General features: G+C 71.8%; 20 protein-coding genes. 10 read left to right on the top strand and 10 right to left on the bottom strand.

Annotated features, from left to right (window positions below; all coding sequences use genetic code 11):
• Positions 1–99: 99 nt before the first annotated feature.
• On the bottom strand, positions 100–705 hold the full coding sequence (locus ABZX11_RS30335; protein WP_354919270.1) for a GNAT family N-acetyltransferase: 606 nt from the start codon (positions 703–705) through the stop codon (positions 100–102).
• A 22-nt stretch (positions 706–727) separates the two neighbouring features.
• The gene (locus ABZX11_RS30330) at positions 728–1,285 is read right to left on the bottom strand and encodes a hypothetical protein (RefSeq protein WP_354919267.1); all 558 of its coding nucleotides are present in this window, start codon (positions 1,283–1,285) and stop codon (positions 728–730) included.
• Positions 1,286–1,337: 52 nt separating this feature from the next.
• On the opposite strand from ABZX11_RS30330, the gene ABZX11_RS30325 reads away from it, so the two are divergent.
• Both ABZX11_RS30325 and ABZX11_RS30320 read left to right on the top strand, forming a co-directional pair.
• The gene (locus ABZX11_RS30325; RefSeq protein WP_354919264.1) at positions 1,338–1,520 is read left to right on the top strand and encodes a hypothetical protein; all 183 of its coding nucleotides are present in this window, start codon (positions 1,338–1,340) and stop codon (positions 1,518–1,520) included.
• 71 nt (positions 1,521–1,591) lie between these two features.
• Positions 1,592–2,083 (top strand): carboxymuconolactone decarboxylase family protein, encoded by a 492-nt coding sequence (locus ABZX11_RS30320; protein ID WP_354919261.1) that lies wholly within the window; start codon positions 1,592–1,594, stop codon positions 2,081–2,083.
• 6 nt (positions 2,084–2,089) lie between these two features.
• Here ABZX11_RS30320 and ABZX11_RS30315 read toward each other — a convergent pair whose 3' ends face one another.
• Positions 2,090–3,541 carry an aldehyde dehydrogenase gene (locus ABZX11_RS30315; RefSeq protein WP_354919258.1) on the bottom strand — a complete coding sequence of 484 codons (1,452 nt, stop codon included), beginning with the start codon at positions 3,539–3,541 and terminating at the stop codon, positions 2,090–2,092.
• Positions 3,542–3,672: 131 nt separating this feature from the next.
• On the opposite strand from ABZX11_RS30315, the gene ABZX11_RS30310 reads away from it, so the two are divergent.
• Positions 3,673–4,224 (top strand): TetR/AcrR family transcriptional regulator, encoded by a 552-nt coding sequence (locus tag ABZX11_RS30310; RefSeq protein ID WP_176172668.1) that lies wholly within the window; start codon positions 3,673–3,675, stop codon positions 4,222–4,224.
• Between the two features lie 309 nt (positions 4,225–4,533).
• On the opposite strand, the gene ABZX11_RS30305 is transcribed toward ABZX11_RS30310, so the two are convergent.
• The 4 genes from ABZX11_RS30305 to ABZX11_RS30290 all read right to left on the bottom strand — a co-directional run bounded on the left by ABZX11_RS30305 (position 4,534) and on the right by ABZX11_RS30290 (position 8,521).
• Positions 4,534–5,988 (bottom strand): ricin-type beta-trefoil lectin domain protein, encoded by a 1,455-nt coding sequence (locus tag ABZX11_RS30305; RefSeq protein ID WP_354919255.1) that lies wholly within the window; start codon positions 5,986–5,988, stop codon positions 4,534–4,536.
• 167 nt (positions 5,989–6,155) lie between these two features.
• The gene (locus ABZX11_RS30300; protein ID WP_176172667.1) at positions 6,156–6,812 is read right to left on the bottom strand and encodes a lytic polysaccharide monooxygenase; all 657 of its coding nucleotides are present in this window, start codon (positions 6,810–6,812) and stop codon (positions 6,156–6,158) included.
• A gap of 289 nt (positions 6,813–7,101) precedes the next feature.
• Complete coding sequence (locus ABZX11_RS30295; RefSeq protein ID WP_354919251.1) at positions 7,102–7,995, bottom strand: TIGR03619 family F420-dependent LLM class oxidoreductase; 894 nt, start codon at positions 7,993–7,995, stop codon at positions 7,102–7,104.
• Between the two features lie 157 nt (positions 7,996–8,152).
• Entirely contained in the window at positions 8,153–8,521 is a 369-nt protein-coding gene (locus tag ABZX11_RS30290) for a VOC family protein (protein WP_176172665.1), read from the bottom strand.
• A 62-nt stretch (positions 8,522–8,583) separates the two neighbouring features.
• On the opposite strand from ABZX11_RS30290, the gene ABZX11_RS30285 reads away from it, so the two are divergent.
• Positions 8,584–9,024 (top strand): MarR family transcriptional regulator, encoded by a 441-nt coding sequence (locus ABZX11_RS30285; protein WP_354919248.1) that lies wholly within the window; start codon positions 8,584–8,586, stop codon positions 9,022–9,024.
• Here ABZX11_RS30285 and ABZX11_RS30280 read toward each other — a convergent pair.
• From ABZX11_RS30280 to ABZX11_RS30270, 3 genes are read right to left on the bottom strand one after another with little or no spacing between them, the layout of a single operon-like run.
• A complete protein-coding gene (locus ABZX11_RS30280; RefSeq protein WP_354919245.1) occupies positions 9,021–9,236 on the bottom strand; it encodes a hypothetical protein in 216 nt (71 codons plus the stop codon). The genes ABZX11_RS30285 and ABZX11_RS30280 overlap by 4 nt on opposite strands.
• A gap of 8 nt (positions 9,237–9,244) precedes the next feature.
• Positions 9,245–12,418, bottom strand: coding sequence for a chemotaxis protein CheB (locus tag ABZX11_RS30275; RefSeq protein WP_354919242.1), 3,174 nt, complete (start codon positions 12,416–12,418; stop codon positions 9,245–9,247).
• Positions 12,419–12,467: 49 nt separating this feature from the next.
• Positions 12,468–13,220, bottom strand: coding sequence for a response regulator transcription factor (locus ABZX11_RS30270; protein WP_354919239.1), 753 nt, complete (start codon positions 13,218–13,220; stop codon positions 12,468–12,470).
• Positions 13,221–13,722: 502 nt separating this feature from the next.
• On the opposite strand from ABZX11_RS30270, the gene ABZX11_RS30265 reads away from it, so the two are divergent.
• From ABZX11_RS30265 to ABZX11_RS30240, 6 genes are all read left to right on the top strand, one after another.
• Positions 13,723–15,288, top strand: a complete 1,566-nt coding sequence (locus ABZX11_RS30265; RefSeq protein WP_217709627.1) for an MFS transporter — start codon at positions 13,723–13,725, stop codon at positions 15,286–15,288.
• Positions 15,289–15,296: 8 nt separating this feature from the next.
• Positions 15,297–17,147, top strand: coding sequence for a DEAD/DEAH box helicase (locus ABZX11_RS30260; RefSeq protein WP_354919236.1), 1,851 nt, complete (start codon positions 15,297–15,299; stop codon positions 17,145–17,147).
• 1 nt (position 17,148) lies between these two features.
• A complete protein-coding gene (locus tag ABZX11_RS30255) occupies positions 17,149–17,709 on the top strand; it encodes a hypothetical protein (protein WP_176172660.1) in 561 nt (186 codons plus the stop codon).
• Between the two features lie 248 nt (positions 17,710–17,957).
• Positions 17,958–19,529: a long-chain fatty acid--CoA ligase gene (locus ABZX11_RS30250; RefSeq protein WP_354919233.1), complete on the top strand. Its 1,572-nt coding sequence runs from the start codon at positions 17,958–17,960 to the stop codon at positions 19,527–19,529.
• A gap of 52 nt (positions 19,530–19,581) precedes the next feature.
• Positions 19,582–20,871 (top strand): 5-aminolevulinate synthase, encoded by a 1,290-nt coding sequence (hemA, locus tag ABZX11_RS30245; RefSeq protein ID WP_176172658.1) that lies wholly within the window; start codon positions 19,582–19,584, stop codon positions 20,869–20,871.
• On the top strand, positions 20,868–22,409 hold the full coding sequence (locus tag ABZX11_RS30240) for a long-chain fatty acid--CoA ligase (protein ID WP_354919230.1): 1,542 nt from the start codon (positions 20,868–20,870) through the stop codon (positions 22,407–22,409). The genes hemA and ABZX11_RS30240 overlap by 4 nt, the downstream gene beginning before the upstream one ends.
• Positions 22,410–22,504: the final 95 nt, after the last annotated feature.

Raw genomic sequence — 22,504 nt, 5'->3', positions numbered from 1 at the left:
CATCTCGGTCAGCCCGCCCGGCCTCGCCGGCCGCAGCGGCCGGCGGTGTTCCGATGGCGAGCTACCGCATTCGGCGCAGCCCCAACCGGCCGGAACCGCTCAGCGGGCCGGCCGCAGGTGATCCGCGCGCCAGTGCCGTCCCCGCCGCGGCGTGCGCCAATGCCGTCCCCGCAACGGCCGCGCCGGGCCCCGTGCCGCGATGAATGCCGGCTGGTGCTCGGCGAACCCCGCCGCCGTCAAACCCATCAGGACCGGGTAGCGGACTTCTCCGCGGCTGAGCTCCGTGTCCCTCGGGCGGCCCTCCTCGCGGAAACCCAGCTCCCCGTGCAACGCCAGTGAAGCGAAATTGCTCCCGTTGATGCTGACCTCGCACTTGCGGTACCGCCGCAGCTCGAACATGTACGCCAGCAACACCGTCACCGCGTCCGCCGCGTAGCCGCAGCGGCGGTACTGGGCTCCGATGCCGATGCCGTAGCTGAAGTGGCCACTGGCCGGGTCGGCCTGGATCCAGATCGACCCGACCAGCGTGCGGTTGTGCAGGGTCTCGATCGCGAAGTGGAAGTCGTCGCCCGTGGTGTCCCGGTGGGTCGCCCAGTGGCGGTAGCCGCCGAGCTGGCGGTCGGACGCGCGGTCGAAGCCGATCAGGGTGCGGTGATCCGCCGGGCGGACCTCCCGCAACCGCACCTTCCACCCCGCCCAGCTCATCGGCAGTGATGGTACATCCCGGTCACCAATAGCATTGCGTGGTCATGTCGTCGAGCCGGACGAACTTCGACGAGCCGTTCGCCCCGATGATCGCCTTGACGAACACCGGGTTGACGCCGTTGAGGTTCCAGCGGGCGGTGTTGACCGCCTGGTACGCGCCGCTGCCGTTGAGCCACGGGTACGTGCTGTACAGCAGGTGCGCGTTGGCGTCCCAGATCTCGATGCCGACCTGCGCCCCGCCCGCCGTCTGCATGTAGAACTGCGAAGCGCACTGGGCGTAGCCCGGCACCGAGTTCGTCGGCACCCAGAAACCCTCGAACGCCCAGCCGTTGGTGGCGAACAGCCAGCCGTTGTTCCGGCCGGACCGCGCCGTGCCCGCCCCGACGTCGAACCCGGCCGACGCCGCCCCGCCGGTCGCCACCAGCCACGATCCCTGCGGGTTGACCTCGAAGCCGTCCTGCACCTGCGACAGCGACGCGTGCGCCACCCCGGCCGTGGCGGCCAGCAGCGCGGCGGACAGGACGGCGGCCAGGGTCACGCCGCCCCAACGGCGCCGGAGCCCGGAAAACGTAGTGGACATATCGGTTCCTTCCTCGATCCGTAGCACCCTTCCGAGCGCGCGGGACCGGGCGGTGATACGTCCGGTAGCGACGGGATCGTCCGGGCCGACGGACCGGGCACTCCTGCCCGGGCTCACGCTCGGCCCGGCCGAACTGCACCCGCTGGTCGCCGAAGCCGTGCACCTCGCACGGACCTCCGCCGACGACCACCTGCGGCCCCGCGTCGAACTCCAGGTGGCCGATCCGCGCCCCTGACTGTCACGAACTCCGCCGCACCGGTGTCTTGAGGGCGTTCCACCCCGACGACACGAGTGAGGTACGAAACCATGGACACCCGCCTCGACCTGTTCGGCACCGAAACCGGCTCCCGGCTCGCCAAGCGGTTCGCGAGCCTCGGGCAGGTCATCGACCGCTCGCCGCTGCCGTCGGCCACCCGGGAGCTCGTCAGCCTGCGGGCCAGCCAGATCAACGGGTGCGGCTGGTGCGTCGACATGCACGTCAAGGAGGCCGCCGCGGCCGGGGAGACGGCCGTCCGGCTCGCGCTCGTCGCCACCTGGCGGGAGTCGACCGTCTTCACCGAGGCCGAGCGGGCCGCGCTCGCGCTGGCCGAGGAGGGCACCCGGCTCGCCGACGCCGCCGAAGGCGTGTCCGACCAGACCTGGGCGCGCGTGCGCGAACACCACGACGACGAGCAGGTCGCCGCGCTGGTGTCGCTGGTCGCGTTGATCAACGCCGCCAACCGGCTCGCCGTGATCGTGCACCAGAAGGGCGGGTCCTACGAGCCCGGGATGTTCGCCGCGATGGCCGACCGCGGCTGAGCGTGGTCAGCGGGCGGGCACGGTGATCGTCTTGTACTCGGTGTAGGTGCCGAGCCCGACGGCGCCGTACTCGCGGCCGAGGCCGCTGGCCTTGAAGCCGCCGAACGGGCCGTCGAACCCGATCGGGGCGCCGTTGACGGTGACCGTGCCGGTGCGGACGCGGCGGGCGACGGCGAGCGCGTGGGCCGGGTCCGCGGACCACACGCCGCCGGAGAGGCCGTACTCCGAGTCGTTGGCGAGGCGGACGGCGTCGTCCTCGTCGTCGTAGGCGATGACGACCAGGACGGGGCCGAAGATCTCCTCCCGCGCGATGCGCATGGTGTTGTCGACGTCGGCGAACAGCGTCGGCGTGACGTAGTTGCCGCTTTCCAGGCCCGGCGGGACTTCCGGGCCGCCGGTGACGAGCCGCGCGCCCTCCTCGATGCCGAGGCGGATGTAGTCCAGGACGCGCTGCTGCTGGTCGCGGCGGATCATCGGGCCGATGAACGTCCGGTCGTCGGCCGGGTCGCCGACGCCGAGGGACTCCACCAGGTCCTTCAGCCCGGCGACCACCTCGTCGTAGCGGGCGCGCGGTGCGAGGACGCGCGTCTGCGCGATGCAGGATTCGCCGTTGTTGAGCAGGGAACCGAACTTGACGCCCTGGATCGCCGCGCCGAGGTCGGCGTCGGGCAGGACGAGCATCGCCGACTTGCCGCCGAGCTCGAGGCTGACCCGCTTGAGCTGTTCACCGGCCAGCGACGCGATGCGGCGCCCGGCGCGGGTCGAGCCGGTGAAGGCGACCTTGTCGACTTCCCTGTGCTTGACCAGGTACTCGCTGGTCTCGCGGTCGGCGGGCAGGACGCTGATGACGCCGTCGGGCAGGCCGGCCTCCGCGAGCAGTTCCGCGAGGAGGTTCATGCTCAGCGAGTTCTCCGGCGACACCTTCAGGACGACGGTGTTGCCGGCGAGCAGCGCCGGGATGATCTTCGCCGACGCCGAGGAGAACGGCGAGTTCCACGGGATGATCGCGGCGACCACGCCGATCGCTTCCCGGCGCACGACCGACCGGAAGGGCGCCGCGGGATCCGACGGCTCGAGGGTTTCCTCCCAGCCGAACTCCTCGGCCGCCTTGAGGTAGGCGTCGGCCTGGCGGGTCAGGCTGGACTGGCCCGCCTTGGTGAACCAGAGCGCGGAGCCGTTCTCGGCGGAGATGAGCGCGGCGATCTCGTCGGCGCGCTTCTCGCGCAGAGCGGCGAGCTTGCGGACGACGGCGATCCGGTCCGCGGGCGAGGTGCGCGGCCACGGGCCCTCGTCGAAGGCCCGCCGGGCGGCCGCGACGGCGCGGTCGACGTCGGCGGGCAGCGCCTGCGCGGCGCGGCCGATGACCGCGTTGTCGTGCGGGGATCGAATGTCCAGCAGCTCGGCGCTGCTCGGGGCGGTCCACGTGCCGCCGATGAAGAGTTCTTCGTAGGTGATCACTGCTGCCTCCTGACACGCTATCTGTCACATCAATGTAGCACTTGAGGCGCTTAAGGGGCTCGCTTGTGAGTCACTGCACAGGGGCGTTAGTTCTCCCGAGTGCCTCAGTGGTGTGACGGTATGGTGCGGGAGTGAGAGCCGACGCCGCACGCAACCTGGAACTGCTGCTCACCACGGGCGCCCGGATGCTCGCCGAGGACCCGGCCACGAGCATCGCGGCGATCGCCGCGGAGGCCGGGGTGGACCGCCGGACGGTGTACCGCCGGTTCACCGGCCGCGAGGAGCTCTTGGCGGCGGTCTACCAGGCCCGCCTCGACGCGATCGAAGCGGCGATCGAGGCGGCCCGGCTGCGGGAGGCGCCGGTGCCGGTGGCCCTGCACCGGTACGTCGAGGGGATCGTCGGGGTGAACCGCACGTGGCCGACCGAGGTGAGCCGGATGCGCTCGGACCCGGAGATCTGGGCTCGCCGCCTGCGGGCGATCGAGGAGGTGGACCGGTTCCTGCAGCGGGCGGCCGACGAGGGGTTCCTGCGGCCGGGCCTGCCGGACCGCTGGCCGGGCAACGTCCTGGGGTCACTGGTGCACCTGTCGACCCGGGAACTGCCCGAGCTGAGCGACGCCCAGGCGGCGGACGTCATCGTCGACACATTCCTGCGCGCCTTCGGCAAAACCGACGCTTCCTAGTCCCGCCCCCGGAGGGTCGGCTCGCGTACCTGGAGGGTCGGCCTGCGTACCTGGAGGGTCGGTCCACGTGCCTGGAGGGTCGGCCGGCGTACCTGGAGGGTCGGCTCGCCCTCCGCACGGGCCAACCTCCCGGGTGCATAAGCCGACCGCCTAGGTACGCAAGCCGACTGTCCAGGTACGCAAGCCGACCGGCCAGGTACGCGGGTCGACCCTCTAGGTGCGCAGGCCGACTGTCCGGGTGTGCGGGTCGACCGGCCGGGTGCGCGAGCTGACTGCCCGGGTGCGTTGGCCGACCCGTCCGGTCGTGGGTCAGGGGGCGGCGATGATGCGCCAGCGCTGGTTGGCGCTGCCGCTGTCGGCGTACTGGCCGAGTTCCGCTCCGCTGCCCGTGCGGCCCATGCCGTCGAGGTACTCGCCCGTGGTGCTGTTGCGGATGCGGACGTTGTTCGCGTCCGTCACCACCGACCACTGCTGGTTGCCGCTGCTGCTGGCCGGGTACTGGCCGACCGCCGCGCCGTTCGTGGTGCGGCCCGCGCCGTCGAGGTACAGCCCGGTCGCGCGGTTCTTGATGCGCACCCGGTTCCCCGCGTTCTCGATGATCCACTGCTGGTCGGCGCGCGCGGGGTCGCCGGTGGCCTGGCCCGTCCCGGCGCCGGTGGACGTCCGGCCCAGGCCGTCGATGTAGAGGCCGGTGGCCGCGTTGACGATCCGGACGTACGTGCCGCCGCCGTCGCCGAGGCCCCAGGCGTACCGGAGGCGGGTCAGCCCGCTGGGGTTCGACAGCGTCAGGCGGATGCCCGCGCCGGTGCCGGTCTTCGTCGTCATGCTGTACCAGTCGCCGTCGCGCAGGCCCGGCCAGTACACGCTGCCGACGCCGAGGCTCCTCAGTTTCGCGCTGACGCCGCGGATGTAGTCGGCGAAGAACGACCCGCTCGGGACGCTGTAGTCGAGGGTGTCGTAGTGCACGCCGTTCTTGCTGCCCGGCGACATCGGGCCGCCCCACTCGGTGACGACGGTCCGGTCCGCGTACGCGCCGATGTAGCCGCCGATGTGGTCCGCCCACTCGGTTTCGCTTTCGTAGCCGGCGAAGAACGAGTAGTCGTGGGCCGCCAGGAGCGTCCCGTCGAGCCGCCGGTCGCCGCCGACCGCGGGCACGTTCTGGGCCAGTCCGGCGCCGTCGAGGATCACCCGGCCGCGCGGCACGCCGGGGTACCGGGCCAGCCAGGAGCTGTAGAAGTTGTTCAGGTCGGCGGTGCCGTAACCGTACGGCTCGTTGACGACCTCGAAGTAGGCGTTCGGGTTGCTGCCGTACTTGGCGACGACGGTGTCCCACATCTGCTGGAACCGGCCGGTGTCCGCAGGCTTCCCGCCGGTGTACGCCCAGTACGCCAGGATCACCTTGCCCTTGGCGAGCGCGGTGTCGATCGCGCCGGTGTAGGTGCCCCAGTAACCCGACACCGTCGGCTCGTTGATCGGCATCCGGACCGTGTCGGCCCCGGTGATCGAGTACAGCTGCCCGACCACCTGGTCCGCCACGGTGGCCGCCGACGCGTAGGTGTCCGAAGCGCCGAGCCCGGACACGTACAGCGTGCCGTTGACGAAGTTGTCCCGCGTGTCGGCCCAGTTGACGCCCTTGAACCCGGTTGTGGCCGCTTGGGCCTGCGCCGGGACGGCGGTCAGCAACCCGCCGGCGAGCGCGGCCAGCGCCGAAAACCGGAATACCGCGGACAGCGTCCTGCGTAACACGGATGGGGTGCGTTTCATCGGTTCGTTCCTCCCGGATCCTCGCGCAGCCGTGGTTGTCCGAGACACTGGTAACACCCGGCCCCGGAAAGCGGCCATACTTTCGAAGCGAAACGCTCACGATCGGTCAGGAAAGAACACGCACCGGGCCGCGGCGAACACTTCGCCGCGGCCCGGTGCGGAATGCGTCAGCCGAAGTTCACGTCACTGCACCACATGTACGTCTGGTCCTGGTGCGAAGCCTGCCAGATCGTGAAGACGACGTGGTGCCCGCGGTAGCCGCCGGAGGTCTGGACGGTGAAGGTGATGTCCTTCGCCGGCGCGAACCGGCCGGTCTGCGTGACCTGGTCGAGGTTGCCCCAGCCGAGGCGCTGCGTGGTGGGGTCGTAGCCGTTCTTGCTGACGTAGACCCGGATGAAGTCGGCACCGTGGCTGGCCTGGTCGTACAGGTGCATCGTGAAGCTGCTGCCGACGCTGGTGGTCCGCCACGGGCCGGGGGTGTTCAGGGAGTTGTTGCGCGACAGGGCGTTGCTGCACAGCTGCCCGTCGGGCGTGGCGCCCTGGAAGTTGCCGTGCAGCCCGTCCCGCAGGGCGCTCATCCAGTTCCACATGGTGTCGGCGTTGGCCTGGAAAGCGGCCCAGCACGTGGGGTCCTGCTGCTGCATGGCGGGGTTCGTGTGCTGGCTGCCCCAGTCCTTCCAGCACTGGTAGGCCCGGGTGGCCGGGTCGACGATGGTGCCGTGCGCCGAGGCGGCCGGGACCCCGGCGAACAAGCAGGCCAGCCCGGCGACGACCAGGGCGACGAGGCCGCGGCGTCCGGTCCCGGAAAAGGTGCGCCTACGCATGGATGAGCCTCCGTTCTCGAAAAGAGCGAGCGGTGGTGGTTCATATGGGAGCGCTCCCAGGATGGCAGCAGCTTAGGCGCGATCCGGACAAACGTCAACCAAACGCCGAGTCGGTGTTGGGGTTATTCCCCGCCATTGTCGCGTCTTTTCGAAAATACCGGGATCGGCCCCGAAACTTTCGGGGCCGCCCGCGGCGGAAAGCGTGGCACGCGCATTTCCGCCGTTCGTAGTCCATTTCGGACAGTGAGCCGGCGGGAGCTCCGGGATCGCCGGGGCTCCCGCCGGGGGATCAGCCCTTGGCGGTCAGGTCGAGCAACCGGCCGGTGAGGTCGAGGTGTTCCTCGACGCTGCTCGTCAGGTAGGTGATGTCGACGAACGTGTGGTCCGGCGCCACCAGCTCGACGATCTTGGTGACCGACTCGGCGATCGCCTCCGCTGCCGTGCCGGGGTCGGCGTTCACGCGCAGGGCCACGCCGAGCGCCTGCGGGTCGCGGCCGGCCCGCTCGGTGTCCTCGCGGAGCTTGGCCAGCGTCGAGGTGATCACCTCCGCCGGGAACTGCTCGGGCACCGACCAGACCGGGAGCCACCCGTCGGCGCGCTCGGCGACCCGGCGCAGGGACTTCTCGCCGAAGCCGGCGAGGTAGACCGGCGGCTTGCGCACCGGCTTGAGGGCGACGTTCGACTCCGCGATCCGGTAGCCGACGCCGTCGTGGGTCACCGTGTCCTTCGTCCACCAGGTTTCGAGCAGGTCGAGCAGGTCGTCGAGCCGCTTGCCGCGCTCGGACATCGGCACGCCGACGGCCGCGTACTCGTCGGGGGACCAGCCGATGCCCAGCCCGGGCAGCAGCCGGCCGTTGCTCGCCACGTCGATGCTGGTCAGCAGCCGGGCGAAGTTCGCGGGCTGGTACTGGGTCGCGTTGATCGTGCTGGACCCCAGCACCGCCGTCTCGGTCACGGCCGCCGCGATGGCCAGCGCGGCGAACGGGTCCTGCGCCGTGTTGAACTCCTCCGGCATGCCGTCGTAGCCCGGGTACGACACCACCGGGTCGACCGGCGACAGCAGCCGGTCACCGACCCAGAGGCCGGCCGCACCGGCCCGCTCCGCCTCGCGCGCGTACCGCGCGATCCCGCCCGGCGTGGCCGCCGCCTTGCCGAACACCGGAAGGCTGAAACCAAGTGGCATTGCTTCTCCCCTGAAGAGTGAACGGACCGCGTTCGGTCCTCATGCCACTACTACTCGCATTCAGTTGCGCGTTCAAGCAGTCCGCTGGGCGGACCGCTCGGCGGCGCTAGGGGGGCGCAGGATCCGGCGGCCGCCGGTGCGGTGCGCGGGCCGCCGGTCAGCTGCGGTCGTGGAGCGTCACGTGGTAGCCGTCGGGGTCGGCGAACGTGAACGTCCGGCCGAACGGACCGTCGATCGGGGCCGAAACGATCGGGTGGCCGTCGGCGGCGAGTGCGTCGTGGATGGCCTGCACGTCGGTCGCGTGCAGCCAGATCGCCGCGCCGAGGCCCGGGCGGGGGGCCGCGTCCAGGTCCGTTCCGGGAACGATGTCGCGGAGGGCGAAGGTGATCGGCTTCGTCTCGAAGACGACCGCGTGCGGCGGTCCGGCCGGCGACCGGACCAGGCCGAGGTAGCGCTCGTAGAACGCCTGCGAGGCGGCGAGATCGCGCGCCTGCAGGGAAATGAAGTCGGGGCCGGTGGCGGGCATGCGCTGCTCCTTCTTTTCGTGTCAGCTTTCTGACACGATCGACTCTATGTCAGAATGCTGACATGAGTCAAGCCGGGGTCGACCTGCCGACGTCACTGGGCTACCTGCTGAAGGAGGCGTCGAGCGCCCTGCGCGTGGCCATGGAGGAGGTGCTGCGGCCGCTCGGGATGAGCGTGACGCACTACTCCTGCCTCGAGCTGCTGGCGCAACGGCCGGGCCTGTCGAACTCCGAGCTCGCCCGCGGCGCGTTCGTCACCCGCCAGACGATGAACGTGCTCCTCCAGGCCCTGGAACGGGACGGCTACGTGACCCGGCCGGCGGAGGCGCCCGTCGGGAAGGTGCTGCCGGCGCGGCTCACGCCCCGCGGCCGCCGGAGCCTGGAGAAGGCCACCGTGGCCGTCCGGTCCGTCGAGCTCCGGATGCTGGCCGGCCTGAGCGAAACCGAGCAGGCCACCGCCTTCCGGCTGCTGCGGAGCATGATCCGCTCCCTGCGCGACGACTAGCCGGTTTCCGCCGCGCCCTGCTCCGGCTCGGTGGGACGCAGCCGCGCCCGGGTCTGGACCTCGAGCAGTTCGGCGGGGTGCCGGGAGGCTTGCGCTTCGGCGTACGCGCGTTGCGCGGTCGCCGCCAGCCGGTTCGCCTGCTCCTCCAGGTCGTCGGCTTTGGCCGCGGCCCGGGTGATGGCGGCGACGCGTTGCTCGAGTTCGTCGCGCATGGTGCTCCTCAGCGTTGAGCGTCGGGACCGGGGACTTCGGTGGCGGTGCCGACCCATTCGACGACTTCGCCGTCGTCGTCGAAGAGCGGGACGGCTCGGGAATGCGTCCAGCCGAGGCTGCCGTCGACGCGCTTGACGCGGTGGACCGAGTCGAACACGCTCGTGGTGCGGATCGCCTCGTCGATCGCGGCGAGCACGCCGGGCTGGTCGTGCGGGGCGACGTAGCTGTCCAGCCACGAGTGGCTCGGGGCGGTGGTGTCGGCGATGAACCCGCGGCCGTCGAGTTCGCGCAGCTCGCTCCAGTCCGGGTTCATCCGGTACACCGCGTCGAACGCCGCGGCGACGAGGGCGCGGAAGCGCCGGTCGGCGACGGCCCGGAGGCGACGGCGCTCGAGCTGGGCGGCGACGCGGGCGACGAGCTCGCTCGGCGCGAACGGCTTGACCAGGTAGTCGTCGGCACCCGCGGTGAGGCCCTCGACGGTGGCGTCCTCGCCGGCGCGGGCGCTGAGCATGATCAGCGGCACCTCCCGCAGCGCGGGGTCGGCTCGCAGGCGGTGGGCCAGTTCCAGCCCGTCCATCCCCGGCATCATGACGTCGGCGACGATCAGGTCGGGCGGGTCCCGGCGCGCGGACTCCAGCGTCCGCGCCGCGTCGCCGACGGCGTGCACCTGCCAGTTCGGCGACAGCAGCCGGGTGAGGTAGTCCCGCATGTCGCGGTTGTCGTCGACCACCAGCAGCCGTTCGCGGTCCGGGTGCGCGGGGCCGGGGACGTCGTCGGTGTCCCAGTGCTCGGCGGCCTCGGCGAGGGTGGTGGCGGTGGCGCGGTGGACGTGGCCGGGTTCGGCGACGGCGGTGGTCCGTGGCTGCTTGCGCAGGATCCACACGGTGAATTCGGTGCCCTCGCCCACCGTGCTGCGCACCTTGACCCGGCCGTGCAGCAGCCGGGCGAGCTCCTGGACCAGCGCCAGGCCGATGCCGGCGCCGTCGTGGGTGCGCGAGCGGGTGGCGGGCGCGCGGTGGAAGCGGGTGAACACCTTGGCCAGCTCGTCTTCCGGGATGCCGACACCGGTGTCGCGCACCGTGAGCTGGACGTGCTGGGGCAGCTCGCGCAGGGTGACGGTGATCGTGCCGGCGAAGGTGAACTTCACGGCGTTCGACAGCAGGTTCGCGACGATCTTCTCCCACATCTCCGGGTCGATCGGGACGGGCGCGCTCAGTGCGGGGCAGTCGACGTGCAGTGCCACCCCCGCCCGGTCGGTCGCGCCGCGGAACGTGCTGGCGATGTCCTCGGTGAGCCGGGCCAGGTCGGTGGGTTCGGACCTGGCCCGCACGCGGCCCGCCTCGAGCTGCGAGAAGTCGAGCAGGGTTTCGACCATGCCCAGCAGCCGGCGGGCGTTGCGGGTCGCGACGTCGACGTGTTCCCGCAGCTCGGCGGGCACGCCGGCGGTCGGGGCGGCGAGGTCGTCGAGCGGGGCGAGCAGCAGGGTGAGCGGGGTCCGCAGCTCGTGGCTGACCGTGGAGAGGAACTGCGTCTTGGTCCGGTCGAGCTCGACGAGCTGGTCGATCCGGTCGCCCTGGCGACGGCGGTGCACGGCGTCGGTGAGCGCGGCGGTGGCCTGCGCGGCGACCAGGACGAGGAAGTGCCGGTAGGCCTCGTCCAGCGGCAGCCGGGGGCTCACGCCGAGGATCAGCACCCCGGTCGGCGCGCGGGCGGGCGTCTCGCCGAGCGGGAAGAGCATCGCGCAGCCGGGCTCTTCGCCGTCCGCGCCCACGGTCACCCCGCGGAAGACCCGCGCCAGATCCGGGACGAGGACGGGCTCGCCGGTCGCCACCAGTTCGGCCAGCGGCCACCTCGGCGACCGCCAGGACAGCAACGCGGTGTGCGGGGCCAGCGGCCCGCCTGCCGGGGTGCCCACCGCCGCCACGAGCTCCGCCCGCTGCCGCGTCGGGTCGGTGAGGTAGGCGGCGGCGAAGGGGATGTCCGGGGCGTCGGCGCCGAGCGCCCCGACGAACGACTCGAGCGCCGCTCGCCCGGACGCCGACTTCCGCGTGTACCCCGCCAGGGTGCTCAGCAGGTCGAGCCGGCGGCGGCCGAGCACTTCGCGCGTCGTCTCGATGGCCGTGACCAGCACGCCCGCCGGTGCCGGGCCGTCGCCCCGCAGGGGGCTGAAGGTGAGGTCGAACCAGGCGTTCTCGGTGTCGCCGTGCCGGGTGATCGGATAAAGCGCGTCCTCCACCGAGACGGCTTCCCCGGCCAGCGCCCGCCGGTAGCGGGGCTCGTTGAGGTGCCACGCCTCGGGCCAGCACTCGCGGTGGGGCCTGCCGAGGCCGGCGGGGTGCTTGGCCCCCATCAGGAGCCGGTAGGCGTCGTTGTAGAACTGCAGCAGGTCCGGGCCCCACAGCAGGCACATGCCCACCGGGCTGTCGAGCACCGTCCGCACCAGGGTGACCAGCTGGGCGGGCCACTGCCGGACCGGGCCCAGCGGTGTCTGGCTCCAGTCGATCTCCCGCGAGAGCCTGGCGACTTCGCCGTCGCCGGCGAACACGACGTCGGGGCCGGGGCGGTCCCCGGAGGCGTGGGGCAGCGGGCCGCCCCGCACGACGTCCCACAGCACCGGCCCGATGTCGGACAGGTCCAGCACCAGGTTGGCCACGCCGGCTTCGGTGACGGCCAGTGGCATCGACGCGTGTTCGGCGGACTGCTCGCTCTGGGCGATGACGGTGCCGCCGGCCCGCCTGACCGCCTGCGCGCCGGCCAGGCCGTCCTGGCCCATGCCCGACAGCACCACGGCCACCGTGCGCTCGCCGGCGGACCCGGCGAGGGAGGCCAGCAGCGCGTCGAGCACGCCCCCGGAACCGGGCCCGGTGGCCGGAGCCAGCGAAAGCGTCCCGTCCGGCAGCAGTTCCAGCACGGTCCGCGGCGGGCAGACGGCCACCACGCCATCCCGCAGCGGGGTGCCGTCGGCGGCCCACTCGACGGTCAGCGGCAGCCGGTGCCGCAGGACGTCGACCAGCTTCGCGCCGTGCCCGCCCAGGTGCTGGGCGACGACCACGGCGAACCCGAAGCCGGGCGGCAGCGTGCTCAGCACCGACGTGATGGCCCCGAGCCCGCCCGCGGACGCGACCAGCGCGACGACCGCCCGCTCGGGTGGGCCGGGGGATTCGCGCGGGAGGGAGAGCACGGACCCAGTCTGCTCGCCCACGGCGCCGGGGGCGAGCGGACCGGGCTCCTCACATGACGAGGAGCCCCGACTCCATGGCCCGGACGACCGCGAGCGTCCGGTTCGGGCAGTTGAGCTTGGCCAGGATGATGCCGACCGTGCGCTTGACGCCGTGTTCGGAGATGCTCAGCGAGCGGGCGACCTGCCGGTTGCTCTGCCCCTCGGCGATCAGGCGGAGCACCTGGTGTTCCCGCCCCGTCAGGGCGATCATCGACGCGCGCTTCGAGGTGGCGTCGGCGCCGGCCTGGTCGGGGGCCGCCACCGAGCGCCGGGCCAGCGTGGCCGAGACGTGGAACCGGCCGGCCGCGACGTCGGCGATCGCGTCGCCCAGGGTCTCGGGACGCAGGTCCGCCCAGTCCAGGAAGCCGTTCGCGTGGTCGGCCCATGACTGGTCGATGACGTCGGCCGGGTCCACCAGGATGAGGACGTCGATGTGGTGGCGCCGCAGCTTTTCGGCGATGCCGGTGGGCATGGGCGTGCGCGCGCTGCCGGAGGAAATGATCAACTGGCCGTTGCCGAACGTGGAGATGTCCTCGACGTCCGTGCTGAACCGCGCGGTCAGCCGGATGTCGAGGGAGCGGAACATCCCTTCGACGCTGTACCGGCGAATGCCGTCTTCGACGACCAGCATGATCTGCAGATTGGTGTCCTTGGTGCCCGGTGGCAGCGGGGAACGCCCCAGCCACGGGGAACTCCGCCGGTCGCGCATGTCGGGGATGATCGCGCCGTCGAATCCCGGTGACGCCCCGGATGTCACTGTCATTTGTTCTGTCATTTTCCAGCCCCCATGTGGCCCAGTCGGCGTGTGGACGCCTCTTTGCGCAGGCCTATTCTCACGTAAATACCGTGTATGCTGAATAACGGGGTCTACCCGTGCGATCGAGCATGGCACGAGGTGCCGGGAACTGTCCACCCCGTGCTGGCGGGCATGGTGATTAAGTGTCCATTGGTGCCGGGTAAAGCGCGGGTCAAATGCGCTGTTCCAGCGGGTGCGACGGCGGGCGGCCCCGCGGCGCCGGGCTCGGGATCGCAGGTCACGGCGCGCGGGAAGGCATGGAATCGGTCCGATTGCAAGCCACCAACATTGATAGGATCTCTCACCGGCGGTCCTGCGGAGGCACAAATTCGGTTCCTGTGCAAATCCGCAGGAGGGCACAGAATCAGTTCGAAAGCAACAAGTCCGGCCGATGTCACAAAGTTGACAATCGCGGGCGGACTTGCTTATCGTCGGTCCGGTTCCCGCCGACCGCCATCCGAAGGTGTCCATGAACGCGCCGCCGACGCTGCCGAAATCAAGGCAGCGGCTGATTCTTGCCGTCCTGATGTTGTGCTCGGTGCTGATCTGGCTGGACAACACCGTCCTCAGCACCACGCTGGAGACGCTGGCGGACCCGGTCCGGGGAATCGGCGCCGATCCCGGCGAGCTGCAGTGGGCGACCGGTTCGTACACGCTGGCCTTCGCCACCCTGATGTTCACCGCGGGCGCACTGGGCGACCGGTTCGGGCACCGGACGGTGTTCTTCGGCGGCGTGGTCGTGTTCGCCGCGTCCTCGTTGTGGGCGGCGTACGCGAGCGACGCGGGCCAGCTGATCGCGGCCCGGGCCGCGATGGGCGTGGGCAGCGCGCTGATCACGCCGGCGATGCTGGCCATTCTCATGTGGACCTTCACCGGCCCCGCGCGGGCCGCCGCCATCGGCATCTTCTCGACGTCGGCCGGGGTCGGCATGGCGGCGGGCCCGGTGCTGGCGGGCTTCCTGCTCGCCCACTTCCACTGGGGCTCGGTCTTCCTGGTCAACGTCCCGGTCTCGGCCGTGGCGCTCGCCGGGATCGCCGTGCTGGTGCCGAACTTCCGCAGCCCCACCCGGCGGCCGCTGGACCCCGCCGGGATGCTGCTGTCGATCGCCGGGCTGGTGGCGCTGGTCTACGGGCTGATCCGGGCCGGGCAGGTGGCGACGTGGAGCCGGACCGACGTCTGGGCACCGATCCTGGCCGGCCTGGTGCTGCTGGCCGCCTTCGTCCTCGTCGAACTGCGGGTCAAGGCGCCCGGCTTCGACCCGCGGCTGCTCGCGCACCGCACCTTCGGCGGCGGCAACCTGGCGCTCGGGCTGCTGCTGTTCGGGGTCGCCGCCATCACCTTCTACAACGCTTTCTACCTGCAGGGCGCGCTCGGCTTCTCGCCGATGGCGGCGGGGCTGGCCAACATCCCCACCGCGGCCGGTGCCCTCGTGGGCGCGCCGCTCGCCGCGCGGCTGGTCCGCCGCCGGTCGGTGCGCCCGGTCGCCGTACCGGCGTTGACCGTGGCCGCGCTGACCATCGGGGCGTACGCGTTCCTTGACCTGCAGACCCCCCTCGCCTGGATCGAGGTGCTGCTGTTCGTCCAGGGGCTCGCGATCGGCATGGTGATCGGCCCGGTCACCGCCGCGCTGATCGGCCACCTGCCGCTGGCGCAGGCCGGCGCCGGCTCGGCCGTCACCAACACCGTGCGGCAGGCCGGCAGCGTGATCGGAATCGCCGTGGGCGGCACGATCCTGTCGATCGGGTACCGGCGGGCGATCGAACCCGCGCTGGTCGGCGTGCCCGGCCCGGTGCAGGAGCAGGCGCGGGTGTCCGCCGAGCAGGCGCGCCACGCCGCGCCCGGTCTGGCCGGGGCCGCCGACGACGCGTTCGTCCACGCCATGCACACCGGCGCGGGCTGGATCGCGGCCATCGCGCTCCTCGGCGCGGTCGTCCTGCTGGTCACCCTGCCCGCCGGGAAGAAGCGTGGTCCGGTCGCGGAGCACGAAGAGACCCGCGGCGCCGAGGCCGTGGCCGCCCCGGCGCCCCGGCCGTGAAGACGGGGGTGCCCGTGCGGACCGCCGCCGAAGTGCGCGAAACCGAGCCGAGCCCGGCCGGTGTCCAGGTGGCGGGCCAGGCCACCTACCTGCTGGACCGGCACATGTTCGCCCTGTGGAACTGGGCGTCGCGGGCGCCCGGGGCACCGCCGCCCGTCGGTGACGTCGAGCGGCTCGCCCTGGTCGTCCCGGCACCCGACCACGCCAAGTTCGAGGTGGCCGAGGTCGACTGCGCGCTGATCGAGCCGGACAAGCTCGCCGGCGCGCCCCTCGACTCGCCCGGCGCGTCGGTCGAGGCCTGGCGCACGCGGATCGCGGGCGGCGACGCCGCCCTGCCGATCGCCGCGCACGCCGTACCCGACGCCACCGGCACCGCCGTGACGTCGGCGGAGCACGCGGCGGCCGTGTTCCGGCACACCACCGAGGTCGCGGCCGAACTGCGCACCGCGTTGACCGCCGAGCTGCGGCCCTACCAGGTCCGCGGGGTGAGCTGGCTGCGCGAGGCCGTCGACGCCCACGGTGGCGCGGTGCTCGCCGACGAGATGGGGCTCGGCAAGACGCTGCAGGCCATCGGCTACCTCGTCGGGCGCGCCGACGCGGGCCCGCAGCTGGTCGTCTGTCCCACCTCACTGGTCGGCAACTGGGCGCACGAAATCGCGCGCTTCGCCCCGGACCTGAAGGCGGTGGCGTGGCGGGGAGAGCCGCTGGAAGCCATCGCCGAGCGGACCGTGGTGCTCACCGGGTACCCGACGCTGCGGCTGCACGGCCCGGCCCTGCTGGAACACCAGTGGGCCACCGCGGTCTTCGACGAGGCCCAGGTGCTGAAGAACCCGCGCACCCAGGTGTCGAAGGCCGCGCGGACCATCGCGGCCGACGCGCGGATCGCGCTGACCGGAACCCCCGTCGAGAACCGGCTCGAAGAACTCTGGGCGCTGCTCAACCTGGTCGCACCGCAGCTGTTCGGGCACAAGACGCAGTTCCGCCGCCGGTTCATCCGGCCGATCGCGGACGGCTCGGTCGCCGCCGCGGCCCGGCTGCGCGGGGTGATCGAGCCGGTCGTGCTGATGCGGAAGAAGTCCCAGGTCGCCGGCTCGCTGCCGCCCAAGATCCACGCCGACCTGATCTGCGACCTCACCGAAGAGCAGCAGCGGCGGTACGACCGCGTGCTGGAGCAGGCGATCGACGACGGCTTCGGCAGCGGCGCCCAGCGCCAGGCCCGGGTGCTGGCGGCACTGACCGCGCTCAAGCAGGTCTGCAACCACCCGACCCTGGTCGCCGGCGGGCCTGCCGACGCCGACGACCCCGACGCCGGGGAACTGGCCGGGCGGTCGGGCAAGCTCGACCTGTGCACGGACATCGTGGCCAACAACCTCGAAACCGGTTCGCCGACCTTGATCTTCACCCAGTACCGGAAGACCGGTGAGCTGCTCGTGCGGCACTTCGGCGAGCAGTTCGGGGTGTCCGTCCCGTTCTTCCACGGCGGCCTGAACTCCGACCAGCGGGCCGAAATCGTCCGCGGCTTCCAGGCCGACGACGGGCCGAAGGTGCTGGTGCTCAGCCTGAAGGCCGGCGGCACCGGGCTCACGCTCACCCGCGCGGCCGACGTCATCCACTTCGACCGGTGGTGGAACCCGGCCGTGGAGGCGCAGGCCTCCGACCGGGTGCACCGGATCGGGCAGACCCGCACGGTGACCGTCACCACGCTGACCACCAACACCACCGTCGAGGAGCACATCGCGGCCATGCACTCGCGCAAGTCGGCGCTCTCCGACATCGCCGACATGTCCGGCGTCGCCGAACTGGCCAAGCTGGACGACGACCGCCTGATCGCGACCCTGCGCCGGAAGCGGAGCAGCTGACGTGCCCGACGACGACTTCGGCTACACGGCGTGGGGGCGGGACTGGGTCCGGCTGGCCCAGCCGCTGCGCCAGACCCTGCCCAACCCGGCGCTCCCCCGCGCCCGCAAGCTGGCGCGCCTCGGCGGCGTGCAGCTCACGATTGACGGCCGCACCGTGCGCGGGACCGTCCAGCGCGGCCGCACCACCTCGGTGACCAGCATCGAGGTGGCCCCGATGGCCCGCGAGACGATCACCGGGATCACCGGCCAGCTGTGCGGGGCGCGGCCCATCCTCACCGACGAGGTGCACCGCGTGGTCACCGAGGCAGGCCACCCGCCCGCGCCGGTCCTCGCCGGCGTCGACTGCTCCTGCTCGGACGACACCGGGCGGTGCATCCACGTGCTCGCCGTCTTCTACGAGATGGCCCGGCGCGTCGACGACGACCCGCGGATCGCCCTCGAGGTCCAGGAGTTCTTCCACGCCTCCTCGGAGAACACCCGGGTGCCCGCGGCGGCGGCCCCGCAGCGGTGGATCGCGCTCACCGCGCTGGATCCGGCCGGGTACTTCACCGTCTCCGGGTAACCGGCCGCACCGCTCGCACCGACGCACCCGCACGCATTCCCCTTCCTCGTTCCGGGACGCCCGGGCCCTCGGGGTAGCCGATCGGCTACCCCGAGAGGGCGCCCCGATCGGCTACCCGGGCCGGGATGCCTTCCGGCACTCCGTTGTAGCCCGTCGAACGAGCTCCCGCGCTCCTCGATCGCACGGCGAAGATGAAAACCGCTTGTTTGACGACATCGCGGTAGCCGGCGAAATCGAAGGAAGTTCCCATGAGCCTGTCCGGGCATTGGTGGAGTGCCAGCAAAAGCTACGTCTCGGAGATCCTCTCGCTGTTCGCGGCCGAGCCCGGGCGCGAGGTTTTCCATTGGCGTGGCACGGCTTTCACCGGTGCTGACCTGATCCGGTCGGTGACGGACACCTACCTCGCGCTGCGCGAGCGCGGGGTGGGCCGCGGCGACGTCGTGGCGATCCTGGTCGCCGCCAACAGCCCCGAGACGCTCACCGCGCGGTACGCCACCCAGCTGCTCGGCGGGGCCGTGTGCTACCTGCGCACCACCAACCCCGGCACCAAGGTCACCGTCCTGCCGCTGGACCAGCAGATCCAGATCCTGCAGGACACCGGCGCCGTGACCGTGTTCACCGACGCCGAATGCGCGGAACGGGCCACGGAAATCGCGGCCGCCCACGGCATTCCGGTGACGCGCGGCGAGGCCGGCCACAGCGAAGGCGCCGACGTCCCGGACGCCGCGGCGTGGGACTCCGAGGCGCTGGCCTTCATCAACTTCACCAGCGGCAGCACGGGACGGCCCAAGGGCATCCGGGTTTCGGGCCGGGCGTGGGACGCCACCCTCCGGGCGTGGCAGGGCCTCGGCGGGGAAGCCGGCTGCACGTCGCTACTGGTGTCGACCCCGCTGAGCCACGGCGTCGCCCCGATGGCCGACGCGGTCCTCGCCTCGGGCTCGGCGCTCTACGCGCAGGAAAGCTTCGACGCCGCGAATTTCGTGCAGACCGTCGCCGCGGAACCGGAGATCACCTGGACGTTCATGGCGACGACGCACGTCTTCCAGCTCAGCGACCACCTGCTGGAGCAGGGCATCGGCGACCGGGCCGCGGTGGCGGCCGCGGGCCTGTCCTCGCTGAAGCGGATCGTCTACGGCGGCAGCCCCGCGGCGCCCGCCCGGATCGCGCAGGCCTTCGAGCTCTTCGGCCCGGTGCTGGCGCAGGGCTACGCCACGAGCGAGTCCGGCCGGATCACCACGCTGACCCCGCTGCAGCACGGCGACCCGGACCTCGCGGGCACCGTCGGGCGGCCCTTCCCCGAGGTGCAGGTCGTCGTCTGCAACTCGGAATCGGGTGCGCCGCTGGCCGCGGGCGAGATCGGCGAGGTGCGCGTGCGCACGCCGCAGACGATGGACGGCTACCTCGGCGACCCGGAGCTCACCGCCCGGGTGCTGCGGGACGGCTGGTACTTCACCGGGGACATCGGCTGCCTCGACGAGCGCGGGTACCTGACCCTGCTGGGCCGGGTGGCCGACGTGATCAAGGTCGACGGCGTCAAGGTGCACCCCATCGTGGTCGAGTCGGAGATCCTGGCCCACCCCGGTGTCCGCCACGCCGCCGTCTACGGCGTGCGCGACGAGGACGGCAGCGAGCACATCCACGCCGCCATCGAATGCGATCCCACGCTGGCGGTCGACGTGGACGACATCCGCGCGAGCATCGCCGAAGCGTTCTCCCCGATCCACGTACCGGAAACGATCAACGTCCTGGAAGTGCTGCCGATGAACCGGAACGGCAAGCCGGACAAGGTGATCCTGCGGTCGGCGGCCGCCCGGCACTGACCTTTCCGGTTCGTCCCACCAAAACCAGCTGCTACGTCGAGAAGGCGAGTGAATGAACGTCCACCTGGATTCCTACCTGAGCGGGCAGACCGCGCACGACCTTGCGGAAAGCAAGCGCGAGTTCCTGGAGATCGGCCGCCGTTCCGGCAACTACCCCATGGCCAGCGCGCGGCGCGACGGGGTGGATTCGGAAGTGAGTGTCTGGTGCAGCAACGACTACCTGGGCATGGGCCAGAACCGCCAGGTGATCGACGCGGTGCAGGCCACCATCGACGTCCACGGCGTCGGCTCCGGCGGTTCCCGCAACATCGGCGGGAACAACCACTACCACGTCCTGCTGGAAAACGAGCTCGCGGACCTGCACGGCAAGGAGTCCGCGCTCCTGTTCGCCTCGGGGTACACCGCGAACGAAGGTGCCCTCACCGTGCTGGCGAGCATGCCGAAGGACACCATCGTCTTCTCCGACGCGAAGAACCACGCCTCGATCATCGACGGCCTCCGGCACAGCGGCGCGCAGAAGCAGGTCTTCCGGCACAACGACGTCGCCCACCTGGAAGAGCTGATCGCGGCCGCGCCCGCGGAGCGACCGAAGCTCATCGTCGTGGAGACGGTCTACTCCATGTCCGGCAACGTCGCGCCGCTGGCCGAGATCGCCGACATCGCGGAGCGGTACGGCGCCACCACCTTCATCGACGAGGTGCACGCGGTCGGCATGTACGGCCCGCAGGGCGCCGGGATCGCCGCGCGGGAGGGCATCGCCGACCGGTTCACCGTCGTGATGGGCACCCTGGCCAAGGGCTTCGGCCTGGTCGGCGGCTACATCACCGGACCGGCGGCCCTCGTCGACGCGGTGCGGACCTACGCGCGCTCGTTCGTCTTCACCACCTCGCTGCCGCCGGCGATCGCGGCGGGCGGGCTGGCGTCGGTCCGGTACCTGCGGTCCTCCGACGTCGAGCGGAAGCTGCTGTCGGAGAACGCGAAGCTGCTGCACCGCCTGCTGGTCGAGGCCGACATCCCGTTCCTTTCCACGGACTCGCACATCGTTTCGGCCTTCATCGGCGACGACGAGCTGTGCAAGCGGGCGTCCCGGCTGCTGTTCGAGCGGCACGGGATCTACGTCCAGTCGATCAACGCCCCCAGCGTGCCCGCGGGCCGGGAGATCCTGCGGATCGCCCCGTCCGCCGTGCACGAGCAGAAGGAGGTCGAAAGCTTCGCCGACGCCCTGCACGGCATCTGGACGGAGCTCGGCATCCCGACCGCGAGCGCGCGGGACTGGCTGACCTCGGAGTTCCGCGGCGACGGCGCCCGCACCGCCGCGAAAGCCGGACTGCTGCCGCGATGACCAGGTCAGTCGCCGGCGTGCTGGCCGAGACGGCGGCACAGCGGCCCGGCCACCCCGCCGTGGTGCACGAGTCCGGGACCGTCAGCTACGAGTGGCTGTGGGACCGGGCCCGGCGGTACGCCGCCGTGCTGCGGGCAAACGGGGTGCGGCCGGGGGACCGGGTCGTCCTGCTCCTGGTCGACACCCCGCAGTTCCCCGCGGTCTACTTCGGTGTGCTGGCGGCCGGTGCGGTCGCGATCCCGCTGAACGTCCTGTCGACCGCGGCGGAGGTCGGGCACGTGCTGACCGACGCCGACGCGCCGGTCCTGGTCTGCTCCGCCTCCTTGCTCGCCCGGGCGAGCGAGGCGGCGGGGCCGCGCGGCACGGCGTTGTTCACCGTCGGCCCCGGGCCCGCGGGCACCGTCGACCTGGTGGCCGCCGCGGGGGACACCGCGCCGCTCGAGGACCTCGCCGAGCCGGCGCCCGACGACGTCGCGGTCGTGTTCTACACGTCCGGCACGACCGGGGCGCCCAAGGGCGTCATGCTCACCCACCGGAACATCCTCTACAACGTCGAGAGGATGGTCGCCACGCCGTACGTGTTCCGTGGCGACGACGTGCTGCTGGCCTGCCTGCCGCTGGCGCACAGCTTCGGGCAGATCTGCGTCATGCTCACCGGTTTCCGCGCCGGGATCACCCTCGTCCTGATGTCGAAGTTCTCCGGCCGGGAGGCCCTCGACCTGATGGCGGAACACCGGTGCACGGTGTTCATGGGGGTGCCGACGATGTACTTCGGGCTGCTCGACGCCGTGGCGCAGGGCGGGCCGGTGCCCCGGCTCGACCGCGTGTACAGCGGGGGTTCGCCGCTCCCGGCCCAGACCCTCGAAGAGGTCCGGACCGTGTTCGGGTGCCCGGTGTACGAGGGCTACGGGGCGACCGAGCTGTCCTGCAGCGTGGCCTACCACTACCCGGGCGTGGCGTTCCGGCCCGGCACGGTCGGGGTGCCGATCAACGGTGTCGTCGTCGGGATCGCGCAGCCGAACGCCGAGGCGGTCGAGCTCCTGCCCGTCGGCGAGGTGGGCGAGATCGTGGTGCGCGGGCCGAGCGTGATGGCCGGCTACCTCGGCCGCCCGGACCTCACCGCCGAGGTGCTGCGCGACGGCTGGTTCCGCACCGGCGACCTCGGCCGGCTGGACGACGACGGCTACCTCGCGGTCGTCGGCCGGAAGAAGGACCTGATCCTGCGGGGCGGCTACAACGTCTACCCGCGCGAGATCGAGGAGCTGCTCGCCGGGCACCCGGCCGTGGCGCAGGTGGCGGTGATCGGCGTCCCGCACCCGGTGCTCGGGGAGGAGGTCTGGGCGGTCGTGGTGCCGTCCCGGCCGCAGGACGTCACCGGCAGCTCGGCCGGGGAGCTCGTCGAATGGACCAAGCAGCGGCTCGCCGCCTACAAGTACCCCCGTCGGATCGAGTTCACCGACGCACTCCCGACGGGGTCCAGCGGAAAGGTGCTCAAGCGGGTGCTCGTCGCGGAATACGCGGCGACGACCGTCGCGTAGCGGGAACCCCGGCGGTGCCCCCGCGACCTCCGCCGAGCAATCGGAACAGCACAACGGCGTAGCGCCCGCAGCACCGCTGCGGGTGCTACGCCTGC

This window comes from Amycolatopsis sp. NPDC004169 (assembly GCF_040610315.1).
Taxonomy (GTDB): Bacteria; Actinomycetota; Actinomycetes; order Mycobacteriales; family Pseudonocardiaceae; genus Amycolatopsis.
Note: the sequence above shows the minus strand (reverse complement) of the source record. Positions and strands in the feature narration are given on the sequence as shown.